11 protein-coding genes are annotated in these 18570 nt (G+C 44.1%); 8 read left to right on the top strand and 3 right to left on the bottom strand.

Translation table 11 applies throughout. The annotated features are described in order from the left end of the window. The first annotated feature begins 42 nt into the window (after positions 1 to 42). The 6 genes from G563_RS0124000 (at position 43) to G563_RS0123975 (ending at position 12800) form a co-directional block, all read left to right on the top strand. Positions 43 to 3495 (top strand): SusC/RagA family TonB-linked outer membrane protein, encoded by a 3453-nt coding sequence (locus G563_RS0124000; protein WP_051211164.1) that lies wholly within the window; start codon positions 43 to 45, stop codon positions 3493 to 3495. A gap of 13 nt (positions 3496 to 3508) precedes the next feature. Beyond that, positions 3509 to 5212: a RagB/SusD family nutrient uptake outer membrane protein gene (locus G563_RS0123995; RefSeq protein ID WP_028667572.1), complete on the top strand. Its 1704-nt coding sequence runs from the start codon at positions 3509 to 3511 to the stop codon at positions 5210 to 5212. A gap of 168 nt (positions 5213 to 5380) precedes the next feature. Beyond that, the gene (locus G563_RS35695) at positions 5381 to 7039 is read left to right on the top strand and encodes a glycoside hydrolase family 172 protein (RefSeq protein WP_084650962.1); all 1659 of its coding nucleotides are present in this window, start codon (positions 5381 to 5383) and stop codon (positions 7037 to 7039) included. Between the two features lie 4 nt (positions 7040 to 7043). After that, the gene (locus tag G563_RS0123985) at positions 7044 to 8405 is read left to right on the top strand and encodes an alpha-L-fucosidase (RefSeq protein ID WP_028667571.1); all 1362 of its coding nucleotides are present in this window, start codon (positions 7044 to 7046) and stop codon (positions 8403 to 8405) included. Positions 8406 to 8445: 40 nt separating this feature from the next. After that, the gene (locus tag G563_RS0123980) at positions 8446 to 10599 is read left to right on the top strand and encodes a glycoside hydrolase family 31 protein (protein ID WP_028667570.1); all 2154 of its coding nucleotides are present in this window, start codon (positions 8446 to 8448) and stop codon (positions 10597 to 10599) included. 29 nt (positions 10600 to 10628) lie between these two features. Further along, a complete protein-coding gene (locus G563_RS0123975) occupies positions 10629 to 12800 on the top strand; it encodes an alpha-galactosidase (protein ID WP_028667569.1) in 2172 nt (723 codons plus the stop codon). A gap of 198 nt (positions 12801 to 12998) precedes the next feature. Here G563_RS0123975 and gatB read toward each other — a convergent pair whose 3' ends face one another. Genes gatB through G563_RS38225 form a run of 3 tightly spaced genes read right to left on the bottom strand, consistent with a single transcriptional unit; the run spans position 12999 to position 15152 of the window. Then, positions 12999 to 14486, bottom strand: a complete 1488-nt coding sequence (gene gatB / locus G563_RS0123970) for an Asp-tRNA(Asn)/Glu-tRNA(Gln) amidotransferase subunit GatB (RefSeq protein WP_028667568.1) — start codon at positions 14484 to 14486, stop codon at positions 12999 to 13001. Beyond that, positions 14483 to 14980 carry a DUF6169 family protein gene (locus G563_RS0123965; protein WP_028667567.1) on the bottom strand — a complete coding sequence of 166 codons (498 nt, stop codon included), beginning with the start codon at positions 14978 to 14980 and terminating at the stop codon, positions 14483 to 14485. The genes gatB and G563_RS0123965 overlap by 4 nt, the downstream gene beginning before the upstream one ends. A 7-nt stretch (positions 14981 to 14987) precedes the next feature. Then, positions 14988 to 15152, bottom strand: coding sequence for a hypothetical protein (locus tag G563_RS38225; RefSeq protein ID WP_157585573.1), 165 nt, complete (start codon positions 15150 to 15152; stop codon positions 14988 to 14990). A gap of 126 nt (positions 15153 to 15278) precedes the next feature. Between G563_RS38225 and G563_RS0123955 the strand changes: the two genes are divergently transcribed. Both G563_RS0123955 and G563_RS0123950 read left to right on the top strand, forming a co-directional pair. After that, positions 15279 to 17090: an acyl-CoA dehydrogenase FadE gene (locus G563_RS0123955; protein WP_028667566.1), complete on the top strand. Its 1812-nt coding sequence runs from the start codon at positions 15279 to 15281 to the stop codon at positions 17088 to 17090. 166 nt (positions 17091 to 17256) lie between these two features. Beyond that, positions 17257 to 18564, top strand: coding sequence for an OmpA family protein (locus G563_RS0123950; protein ID WP_028667565.1), 1308 nt, complete (start codon positions 17257 to 17259; stop codon positions 18562 to 18564). Positions 18565 to 18570 lie beyond the last annotated feature (6 nt).

Genomic DNA, 18570 nt, shown 5'->3' with positions numbered 1-18570 from the left:
GTTATGTCAAAATTTTTTACGACAAAACAGATTTTCTATTATATGAAAATCACTGCTATTCAACTTATCGTAATTGGGCTGTTTGCGAGCTTGTCTTATGCACGTCCCAGTTTTGGACAGGAGGCCCTCAAAGAGCGAATTTCTGTCTCTGTGAAGGGTAGTAGCCTTAAAAACTTTTTAAGAGAAATAGAAAAACAAACCGATATTTCGTTCTCTTATCAAAAAGAAGTAACCGCTTCTAAAGAAAAAATCAACGCTGATTTCAAAAACCAAACCGTTGAAGAAATTCTTAAACTCGTATTGACTCCGCGCGAGATTCAGTATCAGCTTATTAAGAAAAATCAAATCATCCTGTCGCGGACAAGAGCACCCCGTTCTTCGCTAATTCCTATTTTAAGGGCTGTACCTTCCCCTTATGAAAAACAAATCGCTAAAACTGTAAGTGGGATAGTGTCCGATGAAAACGGAGATGTATTGCCGGGGGTATCGGTCATTGTAAAGGGTACTACCAAAGGCACTACAACCAAAGGCGATGGCTCCTATTCGATTATGATGGAAGACCGAGAAACCACCCTCATATTTTCATATGTAGGGATGATTTCGCAAGAACTAAACGTAGCCAACGCCACTACCCTCAACGTAACCCTAAAGGCTGGTGATAAAACCCTCAACGAAATAGTAGTAGTAGGATACGGTACTCAAAAGAAAGGAAACTTGACAGGAGCCGTAAGTTCTATCAAAGCAGAAGAAATCTCCGAAATTCCCGCCGCTAATTTAGCTTCTACCTTGGCTGGACGTGCTCCGGGGCTTTATATTACTCAGAGCGGTGGAAAACCCGGCAAAAGTTCTTCCATAAATATACGCAGATACGACGGTTTTGGTACGGCTCGCCCCCCTCTGTTTGTGATTGATGGGGTGATTGTGGACCAATTTGCCTTCGACGGCCTCGACGCAAGCGAAGTCGAAAATATCTCAGTGTTGAAAGATGGCGCATCATCGGCGGTATATGGAGCGCGCGCTGCCAATGGGGTGATTGTGGTGACAACCAAAAAAGGTGCCAAAGGAAAACCTCGTATCAACTACGTGGCAAGCTATGGCATCGAAGAGGCCACTAAAGTTCCCCAAACGCTATCGGCCTATGAGGAGGCCATGTTTACCAATGATTATTTACAACAAACCGACCCCAACTATCTCCAAAACGCGGCTTATTATGCCCAAGATGAGTTGGATTATTTCAAAAACAATTCTTTTGATTTGTTAAAAACGGAATTTATCCGCCCTACCCTTACGCGTCATGCACTCAATGTGACGGGTGGAAACGACCGCGTAAGTTATTTTATTGGCGGTGCTTTTTATAAAGGAACAGGCTCTTTCCGAAATTTAGAGTTTGAGAAATACAACGTTAGGGCCAAAGTCGAAGCCAAAATCACCGACAATCTAAGTGTTTCCTTAAATCTAAGTTCTGACACCCGCAACGACGAAAAACCTTATTGGCGCTACGACAGCGACAACGACGATTTCCTAGATTTATATCGTAACCTAGTATTGCGGGGAAAAATGTCGCCAGCTTATCTTGAGTATGAAGGCAAACAGTATCCGGTCGGAAACTTAATGAAATGGCACCCAAGTGAAGTCATCAATGGTAACTCAGGATACAACCGTAAAACTTGGACCAACTATACTACCCAAGTGGACCTTACTTACAAAGTGCCGTTTGTGAAAGGACTGCAATTGCGCGCTTTGTATTCTAAATACATCCGAAATGATTTCCGTAAAGAGTTCAATACGCCTTACAAACTATATGTATTTAACTCTCTTGGTTCTAAAAATCACCTCGTAGGAAATATATTGGATCCTAGCAAAACTTTTGAACGAAACGACGGTAACTGGATACGCGAAACCTACCAAAACAGTAATTTTTATCAACTCAACTTTTTTGTCAACTACGACAAGTCGTTTGGTCATCATAATCTGGGGGGGATGTTTGTGTATGAGCAATTTGAGTCCAACAACCAAAACTTCAGTGCTCAAAACCAATTTTTTATCTCTACTCAGTTAGATCAGTTGTCGTTGGGAAGTAGCGATTCAAAAGACATGAGTGTTTCGGGCGGGCAGCTCGAAGATGGTCGTCTTTCGTATATTGGTCGCCTTAACTATAGTTTTAAAGAGCAGTACTTTTTGGAAGGCTCGTTTCGATATGAAGGGTCGCGGTATTTTGTACCCGAAAAACGTTTCGGATTTTTCCCTTCTATTTCAGCAGGTTGGCGGATTAGCGAAGCACCTTTCTTCAAAAACAATATCACTTTTATCAATGACCTCAAACTCAGGGCCTCTTTTGGAAAAACCGGCGACGACTTAGTCAATACCAGCGTAGGCAATACCGCAGGTGCCCTTCAATGGTCACAAAGCTATCGCAAAACCGTAGGGGCGGTATTTGGTGGCGGTACTACCAATGGCGTAGCGCCTGGCACGATTCCCAATCCCGACATTACTTGGGCTAAGAAAACCACCTTCAATTATGGTTTTGATGCTGGATTTTTTGGTAATAAACTCACCGCTTCTCTCGACATTTACCAAAACAAACGTACTGATATTTTAGGTGCTCGTACCCAAAGTATTCCTTCTACTTTTGGAGGGACACTCCCCGCCGTCAATTATGGAAGGGTAGATTCAAAAGGGGTAGAAGTGGAGTTGGCTTACCGCAAAAACATCCGCAAAGACCTATCTTATTTCCTTTCGTTCAACTATGGCTATGCCACCAACAAGCAAGTACTGATTGATGAAGCTAGCAATATTCGTCCTTTTCAGTCTCAACTCGGACGACCTACAGGCGGGATTTTTGGACAAATTGCCACCGACATCATCCGTACTCAGGCTGACCTCGACGCCCTACCTGCTGGCTACACCATCAATGGCGCGACTCCTCGCTTAGGAATGCTCAACTTCAAAGATATCAGAGGAGCTACTTCCGAAGAACCTGACGGAAAAATCGATGCCAACGACCGCGAGTTTATTGCCACTTTTTCGTCGGCCCCTACTACTTACGGAGCCACGATTGGTGGTAAATGGAAAGGCTTGAGCGTCGATGTGTTTTTCCAAGGCTTAAGTGGGTACAAGAAAGTTCGCCAAATCACTTGGCACGCCGCTCAGTGGCAATCTCAAGAAACGGGAAGCTTTGACTACTGGCGCGACCACTGGACTCCTTCCAATCCTAACGCAGCTTATCCTCTTTACTCCGACTTAGGAGGCAATGGAGGTACTTCTACTTTTTGGCTTGAAGATGCGTCTTTTATCCGTCTCAAAAACCTCAATATCGGATATGACATTCCACTCACTTTGACCAAAAAAGTAGGTCTGGAAAACGTGAAAGTGTTTTTCAATGGCGTCAACTTATTTTTATTAAAAGACCGTATCAAGCTTTACGACCCCGAAGGAGGCATCAATGCCTATCCTATCAATCGAAGCTACACACTTGGTCTTAACATCTCATTATAAATCCGTTACGCACATGAAGAAGCTATTTATTCATATATTCACAGTAGTTACTCTTATCTCTTTTACGCAATGTGAGAAAGTTCTTGATAAAAGAGACTTGACTGCTATTCCAGAGCAGGCCGTTTGGAACGACATCGCCTTGGCCACTGCTTATGTCAATCAACTATATGTTGACAATATGCCCACTTGGCCTACCAATGCTTCGGGCGATTCGGACGAATCGGGCGGAGGAGGAGCTTATATGTTGGGGCAACTTACCATCGATGGTGTGGACTATTGGCCTTACAATCAGATTCGTAACATCAATGTTTTGTTAAAAAACTTAGGTTCTGGCTCACTCACCAAAAGTCAACAAGACCCCCTAAAAGGGCAAGCCTTGTTTTTAAGAGCTTGGCAGTACTTCCAATTGGTTTCGCGCTATGGCGGGGTGCCTCTTGTACTAGAACCCCAAGAAATCACCGCCGACCTGCTAGTGAGCCGCAGTAAAACTTCTGAATGTATTGCTCAAATTATCAAAGACTTAGACGAGTCGGCGAGCCTACTTCCTGTCAAATGGGACAATATTGATGCCGGCAGAATTACAAAAGGTGCCGTGTTGGCATTCAAAGCACGGGTATTGCTCCACTATGCATCGGAGCAGTTTAATCCTACACAGCTCCCCGAGCGCTGGACTACAGCTTATGCCGCTACCAAAGCCGCCAAAGAAGCATTGGAAGCAGCAGGACACGCCTTGTTTGCTGATTTTGGAAAACTCTGGTACACAGAAGGAAATGCCAATCCAGAAATAATATTAGTTACCCGTTTTATCAACCCTGGCCGTACCCACAACCGCGATGCTTGTACGCGGCCTTTGGACGAAGCCCAAAACTGTACGGGGGCAAATTATCCCACGATTTCGATGGTAGAAGCTTTTCCTATGAAAAATGGGCTTTCTATCAAAGACCCCAACTCTGGCTACGACGCCACTGCGTTTTGGCTCAATCGTGACCCTCGTTTTGCGGCTACCGTAGCTTACAATGGAAGCCTATGGGAGCTTTCGGGCAAAACAGGACGTACCCAATGGACCTTCTTGGGAAGCCAACAGACTGGCAATACCAACACTGGTTTTTATTGTCGTAAGGCGATTTTTGAAGGTTATAAACCCAACGAAACAGAGTTGAGCGGAACCGACTGGATTGAAATCCGTTTTGCCGAAGTCTTGATGAATTTTGCAGAAGCCGCCAACGAAATAGGCAATCCCGCAGAGGCTCTTGAAGTATTGAAGGCGATTCGCAAACGGGCTGGTATTGAGGCAGGTGCCAATGGGTTGTACGGTCTCAAAGCCAATATGAGCAAAACCGAAATGAGACAAGCGATTTTGCTCGAAAGACAAATTGAGTTTGCTTTTGAAGGCAAACGCTCTGCCGATATGCGCCGACGCAGATTGTACGAGTCCGAACTTAATGGAACCAAACGTAAAGGGTATCAAATCAACCTGATTGCTTTTAATGGCAGCAAAAATGATTTCTTTGATGCTTTTGCAAAAGGTACGGTTGACCTCAACAAAAACTACACCACGTATTTCAGAAACGATGTACGTGACCTAGATTTAACCCAAAGTATCAACTTCAAACCCGAATATTATTTCTTCGCAATTCCACGAACTCACTTGGAAAAAAATGCGAATTTGAAACAAACCAATGGCTGGGACGGCGGCAGCTTTGACCCACTTCAATAATAAAAAATAAAGACGGTAGATTGCACAAACAATCTACCGTCACTCCTAAACCTCTCCTTTCTCTTAAAAAAGTAATAACCCTTTTGTTTTGTCTTTTGAAAAAGCATAGCCCTCTGAGTATGCTTATGGGTAGGCTATGCCTTATTGATAATAAAGCCGTAACTTCTTATGAACACTTTTTATAGGCTATTCCTGACATTAACTCTTTTTTTACCTTCATTTTTAGGAGCGCAATCCATCAATCTAAGCAGATTGCTCACTGAAATGGGAGACAGAGATCAACTTGCGCGCTTTCCTTCTCCTTTGTATGAATCTTTGCAAGCAAGTAGCTACAATCGTGAATCTACCACCAAAGAGGCTCCCGGATGGTTTGCTGATAGCGACGGAACGGGTTTTATCCGTACCGAGATTATTAATGGAAAGCAAGAATGGGTAGCTATGGAACATACTGGCCCCGGGGCAATTACCAAGATGTGGGCGCCTTATTTTTACTATGGAGGTTTAGACGATTTGGAAGGGCCGATTATCAATATTTATTTGGACGGCGCTACGACTCCCACTATCAGCGAAAACTATTTCAGGCTCATTACGGGCAAAGGCTCCGTACCTCCTCCTTTTGCTCGGGTTACGGCCCGCGCTGGCAATTGTTATTTGCCTATTCCTTTTGCTAAAAGCTGTAAGGTTACATTTTCACAAAAACCATTTTACAATATCATCAATTATCGGGCTTATCCTAAGGGTACAGTTGTAGAGACATTTACGATGTCACAGCTTCGTAAGTCTTTATCACAAATGAACCAAATAAGCCAAGTTTTACACTCGGCTTATTCGGCTGACCAAGGGAATCTTATCCGCAAAAACGGAACACTAGAAGCAGGCAAAGAAATGCAACTCTCTATCAGTGGACAGAAAGCAATTCATCAGTTAGAGATTTTTGTGGACCCTGAATATTTAAAAAAGCATCCCGAATTGCTCCGTTCGGTGGTGTTGATGGGGCAATTTGACCAACAACAAACGATATGGGTACCTCTAGGAGATTTTTTTGGCAGCCCCAATGAACTAAATCCCTTTCAAACATGGACTCGTACCGTCAATTCTCTCGGACAAATGATTTGTACGTGGGTTATGCCTTTTAAAAGTGCGGCTACTATATCCCTTCAAAACCTCAGCTCCGAGCCTCTTCCTATCCAAAATTTTGAAATTAAGTACAAAAACTGGGCTTGGAATGAGAAGTCGATGTACTTTCACGCCAATTGGCGGCCTGACGATATTGTACAAGGTTCGACTTTCGTTGACTGGAATTTCATTGACATTTCGGGCAAAGGTGTGTTGGTAGGAGATGCCATGACCGCCCTCAATCCCGACTATGGATGGTGGGGAGAAGGCGACGAAAAAATCTATGTTGACCAAGCCTGGGAGAAAAAAACGCCCACGCATTTTGGTACAGGTACGGAAGATTATTATGGATGGGCCGGCGGCGAAAACCCCTCTAAAGATGATGTGTTTTCGCATCCTTATTTAGCCAATATCGAAGTAGGCTCTGATACAAAGCGCCGCCGCGATGTAAGAGGGTTCAATATCTGCACCCGCATTCGAGCGTTAGATGCTATTCCTTTTTCTAAAAGACTGGTATTCGATATGGAAGCGTCGCCCGGTGTGCAAATTCGCAATCGGTGGGATTTTCTGGGGTATTCTGCGGTCGTTTTTTGGTATGGCCAACAAGGCGCTATTCACAATCGCTCCGCCCAACCCCTCAAAGCCGCTCAGCCTATCATGACTTTGAAAGAATTGGACGAAATGTCGTTAAAAGAAAAACAAAAAAAATAAACACATGAAAAAATGGATATGTCTGTGGCTAGTGCTTACGGGTAGTTTTTACGGCTACGCACAGGCTCTCAAAGAATCGGATTTGGTGCTTCCCACAGCTCGTCAAGTAGAATGGGCCAATGCCGAAATCGGGGCGCTGATTCATTATGATGTACAAGTTTATGAGCCTTCTTACAAATGGCGCAAAGACTTCAATTACCAACCAAGCCCCGCTATTTTTAATCCTGACAAACTCAATACGGATCAGTGGATAAAAGCCGCAAAAGAGGCAGGTGCGACCTATGTAGTTTTGGTGGCCAAGCATTGTTCGGGTTTTAGTTTATGGCCTACCGAAGCCCATGAATACAGCATCAAAAACTCTCCTTGGAAAAACGGCAAAGGCGACATCGTAGCCGATTTTATTGCTTCTTGTAAAAAATACAACATCAAACCGGGTATTTATGCCAGCGCCGCCGCCAATGCGTATTGCAAAGTAGATAATCCTGGATTGGTCATCAACAGAGACCCTGTAGCGCAAAAAAAATACAATGAGATTGTGATGCAGCAGCTCACCGAACTCTGGACACGCTACGGAAATCTATTTGAAATCTGGTTTGATGGTGGCGTGCTTCCTCCTTCCAAAGGCGGGCCTCCCATTGCCGACCTCCTCAAAAAACTCCAACCCGACGCCGTAGTGTTTCAAGGGCCTTATGGCTTCAAAAACCTCGTTCGGTGGGTAGGCAACGAAGAAGGATTAGCGGCTTATCCTTGCTGGGCTACCGCCGACTCTACCACCCAAGCCGACGGCACAGTAGTCATGAAAGGACTGCATGGCAATCCCAATGGCAAAGTATGGTGCCCAGGGGAGGCAGATGTGCCTTTGCGGAGCAATAAATCTTTTGAGGGCGGGTGGTTTTGGAAAGAAGGACAAGACGATGTCATTAGCTCCTTGGACTTGATGATGCACCGTTATTACAATAGCGTGGGACGCAACACCAACCTCCTGATTGGAATTGTAATTGATAAACATGGCCTCGTACCCGATGCAGATGTAGCGCGGCTCAGCGAATTTGGTCAAGAAGTAAAAAAGCATTTTTCAACGCCTTTGGCCTCTACTCAAGGAAAAGGCTCCCAATGGACTCTCAAATGGAAAGCCAATGCAGCGCCTAAGTTTGCGGTGATTCAAGAAAATATCAGCAAAGGTGAGCGTATTCGAGCTTACCAGCTCGAAGGGCTTGTGAATGGCAATTGGGAATCTTTGGCGCAAGGTAGCAGCGTAGGCCACAAAAGAATCGAAGTGTTGCCTTCTAAAAATGTCCAAAGTTTAAGATTAAAAATCACAGACAGTGTGGGTGAGGTGCAATTACTCAAATTTGCAGTATATTAAACGTTAAAACCTTTCCTTTCGACAAACCTATCCTATCTTTATGAAGATTTTTAAATTATTGATTTTTGTTCTTTCGATTGTATATCAATCTCATAGCCAGACTACTATCCAATGGAAAGAGCAGCACCCTGGGATTTGGAAAGCAATTGTGGGCAAACCCGAAAAAATAACTTTATTGAGTGCAGCCAATGCCAAACCCAACATCAATGCGCTCTCTAATCTTCCCAAGACTTCTTTTCCTTTAGACAAACCCGACATCAAGGTAGAGATCATTGACCACAAAACGTATTTAAGGTTTCCGTTGGAGAAAGAAGAACAGATTTTTGGCTTAGGGCTCAATTTTCAAACTGTCAACCAACGAGGCCGGATTCTCAACCTCCACGTGGATCATTATGGTGGCAAAGACAATGGTCGCACGCATGCTCCTGTGCCTTTTTATGTCTCTTCAAAAGGGTATGGGGTGCTGATAGATGTGGCGCGTTATATTACCGTTTATGCCGGTACAGCCATCAGAACCGACGCCAAGCATCCGCCCGTGTTGCGCGACCGCAACACTGATAAACAATGGGAAGCCCAGCCCTATTCGGATGCCATAGAAATACTCATTCCTGCTGAAGGAGCCAATATTTATGTTTTTGGAGGCCCCACTCCGATGAATGTAGTCCAAAGATACAATCTCATGAATGGTGGTGGATATCTTCCTCCCAAATGGGGATTGGGCTTTACGCAGCGTGTACCGACATTATATTCACAAGATGATATACTGAAAGAGGTTAAAAGTTTTGAAGAACATCATTTCCCCCTTGATTTTATTGGCGTAGAACCTGGCTGGCATAGCATGGCTTACCCCTGTACTTTTGAATGGGACAAAAGCCGTTTTCCCGACCCTAAGGGTTTTCTACAAACATTGGCTCAAAAAGGCATCAGCGCCAACCTTTGGCTCAATCCTTTCGTTTCGCCCGTAGGCTCTTTGTATCCCAAAATCAAACCTTACACTGGTTCTCATACGGTTTGGAATGGCATTGTGCCCGACTTTACCATGCCCCAAGCGCGTCAGTTGTTCAAAGACCATTTTATGAAACACCATCTGAGCATCGGCGTAGGCGGATACAAAATAGACGAAGTAGATGGATTTGACAGCTGGCTGTGGCCCGATGTAGCTACCTTTCCTTCAGGTACTACCGCCGAGCAAATGCGCCAAACCTACGGTCTTATGGTACAAAATATGACGGGTAGTTGGTATAAAGAAATCAACAAACGTACCTATGGACTTGTAAGAGCCTCCAATGCAGGAGCGAGCAATTTTCCTTATGTGATTTACAACGACTACTATAGTCATAAAGATTTCATCACGGCCTTGGTCAACAGCAGTTTTATCGGTGTACTCTGGACCCCCGAGGTAAGGGCTTCCAAAACCGCCGAAGAATGGGTACGGCGTATGCAATCAGTGTGCTTTTCGCCGATGGCTATGCTCAATGCTTGGGCCGATGGCACCAAGCCGTGGTCTTTCCCGGAAGTAGAACAAGCCGTGAATGACGTTGCCAACTTGCGTATGCAACTGCTTCCTTACCTCTACTCGGCTTTTGCCCAATATCACTTTGAAGGAAAACCGCCGTTTAGAGCGATGAATTTGGTAGAAGGCTTTGGTTTTAAATCTACCACGGAGGCAGGCACTTTCGACGCCACCGCCAACCCTTACGCTATGACTATCAAAAAAGACATCAAAGACCAATATATGATGGGAGACTTTGTATTGGTAGCTCCTATGTTTGCGGGCGAAAAAAGCCGAGATGTGTACTTACCCCAAGGCAAATGGTATGATTTTTACACGGGTCAATTGGTGGGCGAAAATCAAGTCATCAAAGTCACTCCTGCGCTTGATAAAATACCGCTATTTGTCAAAGACGGGGGGATTATTCCTATGATTCCGGTTCGGCAACGCGCCCCTAAAGCTAACGAAACATTGCCTTTGACCGTTCGACACTATGGCACCGCTCCCAATTCATTGCAACTTTATGACGACGACGGTACTTCTTTTGATTATGAAAAAGGGCAGTATTCATTCACAAAATTAGCTGTTACAAAAACGACCGACGGAAAACTTAGAGGAGAAATAGCGACTCCTCCTACGGGCAAACCTTTTGGTTATACCAAAGAAATCAAATGGGAATTTATGACTTCCCCTACTAACTAAATTTTCTCTAAACCTTCTTCATGTTTATAATGAAATCCATTTTTTCTCTCATCTTATGGTGTTTAGTTATCCAACTAAATGCCCAGAATCCGGGCCTTTCACGCTATGACAAATTGGCGACGGTCGATTGGCTAGTGACGCCTATGACCCAAAAAGCCGAAGTCATCACTGAAGGTAAAAACATCATTTTGTATAATGGCTTGGTAAAACGCGTATTCAGAATTGAACCCAACGTAGCATGTATTGACTATAAAAACCTTTCCAATGGACAACAGCTCCTTCGAGGGGTGAAACCCGAAGCACGTATCACTGTCAACGACAAAGAATACAGTATAGGGGGCCTTGTCGGGCAAAAAGAAAACGCTTATCTCCTTCCTGAATGGCTAGATAAAATGACCGTAGGGCCCGAAGATTTTCTATTCGTTTCTCACACAGTGTCAGACATCAAGCCCTTTATCAATTTCAAGGCTAAAACGTGGGGAATCAATCAAAAACAACCTACTGGTAAACACGTTGCCTTTAAATACAAAGCCCAAGCCGATGCCGTCAAAGGTCTTGAAGTCACCGTCAACTATGAATTGTACGACGGTATTCCGTTGATTGTGAAGTGGGTTTCTATCGAAAACAAAAACAACCAAGAACTAAAACTAAGCCGTGTCGTCAATGAGGTTTTGGCATTGGTGGAAGAAGAAAGCGCGGTGGTGGGTAAGCCCGAAGAAATGAAAAAGCAGCAGGGGATTTATGTTGAGACCAATTATGCCTTTAATAATGCCATGCGCTACGACATCAGCGACCAAACGACCCACTGGAAAATAGATCGTACTTATACATCGCAGGTTAATTATAACTACGAAACGCCCTGTTTGCTAGAAGTATATCCCGAAAAAGCACCCGGGATTGACCTTCAACCCAACGAAATTTTCAAATCCGTCAGAACACACGAATTGCTGATGGATAGCTACGACCGTCAACGACGAGGATTGATGATTCGCAAAATGTACCGCACAGTGGCTCCGTGGACTACCCAAAACCCTATTTTCATGCACTTAGTGAGTCGCAACGATGAGCAAGTACGCAGTTGCATCGACCAATGCGCCGCTACGGGTTATGAGGCGGTTATTTTGAGTTTTGGAAGTCACCTCAATATGGAAGATAGTACTGCCAAAAATATCCAACGTTGGAAAGAACTCGCCGACTATGCCCACAGCAAAAACATCTTGTTAGGAGGATATTCGCTTTTTAGTAGCCGACGTATCAGCGACGAAGATGACGTGGTTGACCCTAAAACTGGCAAACCGGGAGGTGCTTTTTTTGGTCATGCACCTTGTTTTGGAAGTAAGTGGGGATTGGCTTATCGCAACAAAATCAAATATTTTTTCGAAAAAACCGGCTTTGACATTTGGGAAAACGACGGCCCTTATCCAGGCGATGTGTGTGGCTCGACCTCTCATCCTGGCCACAAAGGACTAGATGATTCGCAATGGCGACAAATGGAAATCCAAAAAGAACTGTACCGCTGGCTCAACGAACACGGAGTGTATATCAATGCCCCTGACTGGTATTTTTTAGATGGCGCTCACAAAATAGCGATTGGATATCGTGAGGTAAATTTTTCGCTTTCCAGAGAACAACAGCGCATCCTCAATCGTCAAAACATCCACGACGGCACTATCGAAAAAACAGCCTCTATGAGCTGGGGTTTTGTACCTCTGACGCGTTATCAAGGAGGAGGACCTGAGGCTATCTTAGAGCCACTTAGTGAGCACCTCAAAGACTATGAGCAGCTGATGATGCAATATTATGGAGCGGGTGTACAGGCCTGTTATAGAGGACCTCGCCTGTATGACACCGAAACCACAAGACAGCTAGTGTCTAATACCGTAAGTTGGTACAAACAATACCGCGATATTTTGAATGCTGATATGATTCAACTCCGCCGCGCCGACGGTCGCGATTGGGATGGCCTTATCCATGTCAACCCCCAACTCAAACAAAAAGGATTTGTGATGCTCTATAATCCCACAAAAGAGAAAATGACCCGAACTATCAAAGTGCCGCTTTATTATACGGGTTTGACAAGCGCCGCTACTTTTAAAGAAAAAGGGAAAGTTGCTAAAAAATACCAGCTTAACCGAAACTATGAAGTAGAACTCACCTTCACGATTGAACCCGAAAATTACACTTGGTTTACGGTGGAGTAACCAGTGCTAGGTAGTATCTTCCAAAGAGAATATATAGGAAACAGAAGCTCAAAATTTGTAATAAAAAAGGTTAGGGTTTGACTTCTCCGAAGTCTTTGATATAAAACTAACACCTTGTGCTACTACAAAAATTGAGCTTCTCCGAAGCTATTTTTTCATACAAACCTTGCCTCGAAGAGACGTGAGGTTCGGAATAGCTTAGGCGAGCTTCTGCCCCAACAACTGATTGACAACTTTGGGGTCGGCGCTGCCTTTTGATTTTTTCATGACTTCGCCCACAAACAAGCCCATTAAGCCTTTTTTGCCTTTTTTGAATTCTTTCACCTTATCAGGCATCGACGCTAGTACCTCATCTACAATGGTTTCCAAAGCGCCTGCGTCGCTGTTTTGAAGCCAGTTGTTTTGTTGGGCTATCTCAAGCGGTGATAAAGACGGATTTTCGAGTAAAATAGGCAATAGCTTTTGTGAAGCGGTGGTGTGGCTCACTTGGTTGCTTTCTACCAATTTAATCACCTCGGCCAATTGAGCGGGCGAAAGCGGGAACTGTTCGGCCGTTGCGTCGTTGTTTTCATTAAGAAAAGTCTTTACAGGACCTAGCACCCAATTGGCGGCAGCTTGGTAATTGCCACAAGCGGCCCCGAGTGCTTCAAAATAAAAAGCGACATCCTTGGTATCTACCAACGTGGTCGCGTGTCCCGTAGAAAGGCCGTATTGAGCGGTGAATTTTTCCAATAAGACGCGTGGAAGTGGAGGCATTTCGGCTTGGATTCGCTGCATCCATTCGTCCGAAATAAACACAGGAGCCAAATCAGGCTCAGGAAAATAACGATAATCGTTCATGGTTTCTTTCATCCGCATTCCCGACGTTTCACCCGTTTCGGGGTCAAACATGCGCGTTTCTTGCAAAATTGTTTCGCCATTTTCAACAATTTCTACTTGGCGACGAAACTCCGTTTCCACGGCTTTCATTACATTGCGGATAGAGTTCATATTTTTGACCTCTACTTTAGTCCCCAACGTAGTAGCTCCTTTCAAACGGACTGACACGTTCAGATCGCAGCGGAGCGAACCTTCTTCCATATTGCCGTCACAAATGTCAATAAAACGGACTAGCTGACGAACGGCTGTCAAAAATGCTCCTGCTTCTTCGGCTGAACCGATGCAAGGATCAGTAACCATTTCAATCAGCGGCGTTCCTGCGCGGTTGTAGTCAAGCAAGGTATCCGTAGCGGCGCCATCGTGTACCGATTTTCCTGCGTCTTCTTCTAAGTGAATGTGGTGAATTTTCACCGTCCGTTCCACGGTTTTTCCTGCTTTGTCTTTGAACGAAACAGGAATCCCGCCGCCTACGCAGATAGGTGCTTTGTCTTGCGACAATTGGTAGCCTTTGGGCAGGTCGGGATAGAAATAGTTTTTACGGTCAAAAATCGTATGGGGAGTGATTTCACACCCACAGGCAATCCCCATCCGAACAGCGTACTCAACGGCTTTTTTGTTCAATTTGGGAAGCGTACCTGGGTGTGCCAACGTAATGACACTGATATTGGTATTGGGGTCGCTACCAAATTGGTTGGCATCGGCCGCAAAAATCTTGGTTTGGGTCTGTAACTGACAGTGTACTTCTAAGCCAATCACGATTTCGTATTTGGCGAGTACTTCGGGCGATAGTGTAAGCGTTTCGGTCATTTATCTTCAGAATAGCCTCCCGTCACTTTTCGGAAGGCGTCGATGATTTCTACAAAGTGGAGATTATCTGTATGCAAAATTAGAGAGTTTAGATAAACTATATCAGAATAGTCATCAATAGTGGCATCTACTTTAACAAATTGGCCATGTTTAAATTCTTCAAACCATGCCCCAAATTTCCTTGCTCTTGCCCGATGACGAGTGTCGGCAGTGTCACAGATGTAAACTATGATTCGTTGTTTATCTGAAAAAAAATGGTAGAATATTTCCGCAATTGTACGTTTAACCTTCTTGTCGAACGGAACTAGTGTCTTAGAGCTTTTTTCAATTACCTTGATAACTGATTCAAAAACGTTTTCGGCAAAAGGATATGATGTCTCAAATAAATAAGGAGTTGGTCGAAAACTTACTTCATAGATAAAGCCATTACTCGTTTTAAAAAAGTAATAGGTGTATTCCACTGTTTCTGAATAAAAGGCATAGTACTGAGACATAGAAATATTACATTTTACGAATTTGGCTCACCAATTCCCTGACTTTAGGGTTGTTTTTAACATCGTCGTCCATTTTTTTCTCCAATTCTCGTTTGCTTGCCAACATTCTCTTCGCCCAGGCGACTGCCCGCTCTTGGCGCAACTGCTCCTCTGTTTTTGCGATAGTTTCCATGCTCGTTGTTTTTTTTACAAAGATAGTAATTCAGGGTGTAAAAATTTTTAATAGTATGCTTGCATACTATTTTTGTTTCTCCTAATTTTGTTCAACAAGCAGAAACATAACATAATTCCTAAGACCATGATATCCGTAGAAAATCGTGCCAGTATTAAAGGAGGCGAATTCCTGATTAAAGACACTGATGCTTCTCAAGTATTTATACCCGAAGAGTTTACCGAAGAGCAATTGATGATTGCACAGTCGTGCCGTGATTTTTTAGCCACAGAAATTTGGCCGCGTTTGGATGAAATTGACCAAGCAAAATCGCCCGAACTCATGTCATCTTTGATGGACAAAGCAGGTGAATTGGGCTTGCTCGGAACCGCCGTACCTGAAGAATATGGCGGCTTTGGAATGAGTTTCAATACCTCTATGCTGGTCGCGGAGGCTACAGGAGCGGGACATTCTTTTTCGGTAGCGTTGTCGGCTCATACGGGTATCGGTACCTTGCCTATCTTGTATTATGGCAACGAAGCTCAAAAAAACAATTACTTGCCCAAATTGGCTTCAGGCGAATGGAAAGCTGCTTACTGCCTAACCGAGCCTGATTCAGGGTCTGATGCCAATTCAGGAAAAACCAAGGCTATTTTGAGCGAAGATGGAAAAAGCTACATACTCAATGGCCAAAAAATGTGGATTACCAACGGAGGTTTCGCCGATTTATTTATTGTTTTTGCCAAAATCGAAGAAGGCGGAAAAACCGATAAAAACTTAACAGCCTTTATCGTAGAAAAAACCTTTGGCGGAATTACCATGAATGAACCAGAACACAAAATGGGCATCAAAGGATCTGATACGCGTCAGATTTTCTTCAATGACTGCCACGTTCCGGTAGAAAATATGCTCTCTGAGCGAGGAAATGGATTTAAGATTGCCGTCAATATTCTTAACGTCGGTCGTATCAAATTGGCAGTAGCCGCCGTCGGAGGAGCCAAAGAAGTCGCATCCCAAGCCATTCAGTATGCCAATGAGCGCAAGCAATTTGGAGTGGCGATTAGCACTTTTGGAGCTATCAAACATAAGCTAGCCGAGATGGCCGTGAAACTATACGCTTCCGAATCAGCTGCTTATCGTGCTGGTCAGAATATTGATGATGCCATCGAAGACCTAAAAGCCAAAGGATTGAGCGATGCCGAAGCTAAACTCAAAGCCTTAGAACAGTTTGCCATCGAATGTGCTATCATGAAAGTGCATGGCTCAGAGGTACTTGATTATGTGGTAGATGAAGGTGTTCAGGTATATGGAGGAATGGGCTTCTCAGCAGATGCTCCTATGGACCGTGCTTACCGCGATAGCCGCATCAATCGGATTTTTGAAGGAACCAACGAAATCAACCGTATGCTGACGGTCGATATGCTCCTCAAACGTGCCATGAAAGGCGAACTTGATTTGATGGGGCCTGCAATGGCCGTGGCGAAAGAAATCATGTCGATTCCTGATTTTAGCGCTACAGACGATGAAGTACCTTTTGCGGCGGAGAAAAAAGTCATCAAAAACTTGAAAAAAGCGGCCTTAATGGTCGCAGGTGCTGCTGTACAGAAGTTTATGATGAAACTTTCGGACGAGCAAGAAATCCTGATGAATGTAGCCGATATGGCGATTGAGATCTATGCAGCCGAATCGGCGATTTTGCGTACCGAAAAACTAATCGGTATCAAAGGCGAAGCTGCTTGTGCATTACAAAAAGACTTAGCGATGTGCTATTTGCACGAAGCCGTAGAAAAAGTAAACAGCGCAGGCAAATCAGCGATTATGTCGTTTGCCGAAGGCGATGAACTTCGCGTAATGCTCATGGGCTTGAAACGCTTCACGAAGATTGAGCCTTTCAATACCAAAACCGCCCGTCGTCGCGTAGCAGAAGTGATGATTGCCGACAATAAGTATACATTTTAGTTACCACGGATTTGAATTAAGAGTGTCTCTAAAAGTGCTCACTAATCAAGTCTTTGAATATAGGCTAACAACCGTTTAATAAGTAGGAGGTATCGGAAGCCGCTTGTCACTTGGCAAGCGGCTTTTTGTATTGTAATTTTATATTTCTCTTTCTGCCCAGACAAATATGAAATTATTAAAATTTGCCCTTAGTATCGTAGTCATTTTAACTGGGATACAGTCATTTGCTCAAAACTATACGCGACAGCGTGATTGGGTGATAGCACCTATGTATGGTCTTGGGGCTGTGATACCTCCCAGTGTTAGGCTCATCAGTGGCACCGAAGCACCCAAACCCGCTTTTGGGGTTTCTTCTTATCAAGGCGAGTTAGTCAAAAGCGACGGTACGGTTTACACACGCAATTATCGCACAAATTTGTGGGGATTCGAGACCTATTATCGTTGGAAAGAGCGTGGCTCCGAAAACCGATGGGCCATAGGAATAAGTGCGGCTTGGCAACGCCAAGTTTTCAAATTAGAACACCCTTTTAGTTTTTCTTACAAAGGGCATAATTTGGTTTCTACCGTCTGGAATTTTAACTATTTACGAACAGGCCTTATCGTCCGGCGCACTTGGATGAAAGATTGGAGTGGGATTTATGCCCAAGTTGCGGGCTATTATTCAAACCTTTTTTATATGAATACCGCCGAGGGCCGTCAAAAAATCGAAGAACGTACTGGAGGCTACCTAGAAGGTGGCACAGGCTACCGAACCAAAACGTATAACCTCAAAGATGGAGTGCCGCTCATCGTACCCGAAATTGGGATGCAAATAGGAGAAAACAGCGGTGTAGAGCTAAGTTTGGCTTACTATCACCCCTTGACACCTTTGCTCCAAACAGAAAGTACTTTTTATAGAAACAGCCAAGAAGTGGGTGTTAGTCGAATCAATATTACTCAAAATGTGCTGATGCTTAATCTCAAATTACCCATCACTATTAGTCACAATCGAGAAAACATTAGAAAAAATCGGGCTAAATCAGAGCCCAAACCGAAAAAAATCAAAACACCAAAGGTAAAGAAAACCCCACCGCCACCTACTCCTCAACCTGAACCTAAAGTCACGACAACGACCACTCCTTACGATGGCGTAAAACTCAATAACTCAATCGTATTAGAGAATCTATATTTTGAACTTACGAAATCTGATTTATTGGAAAGTTCGTATCGTGAACTTGACCGGGTAGTGGAATGGATGAATGCCAATCAGTCTGTCGAAATCCGGCTTGAAGGACATACCGACAAGATTGGAGATGCCGACAAAAACCTCATTCTTTCGCGCGACCGCGTCAATGCTGTTCGTGAATACCTTATCAAGAAAGGAATAAGACCTATCAGAATTACGACCAAAGGATACGGAGATACCCGTTTGGTATGTAAACCTAGCCCTTGCGAAAAAAATCGCCGCGTAGAAATGGTAATTACGAAGAGGTGAAATAAG

This window comes from Runella zeae DSM 19591 (assembly GCF_000423565.1).
GTDB lineage: Bacteria > Bacteroidota > Bacteroidia > Cytophagales > Spirosomataceae > Runella > Runella zeae.
The sequence above is the reverse complement of the archived record's forward strand: the minus strand, read 5'-3'. Positions and strand labels throughout refer to the sequence as shown.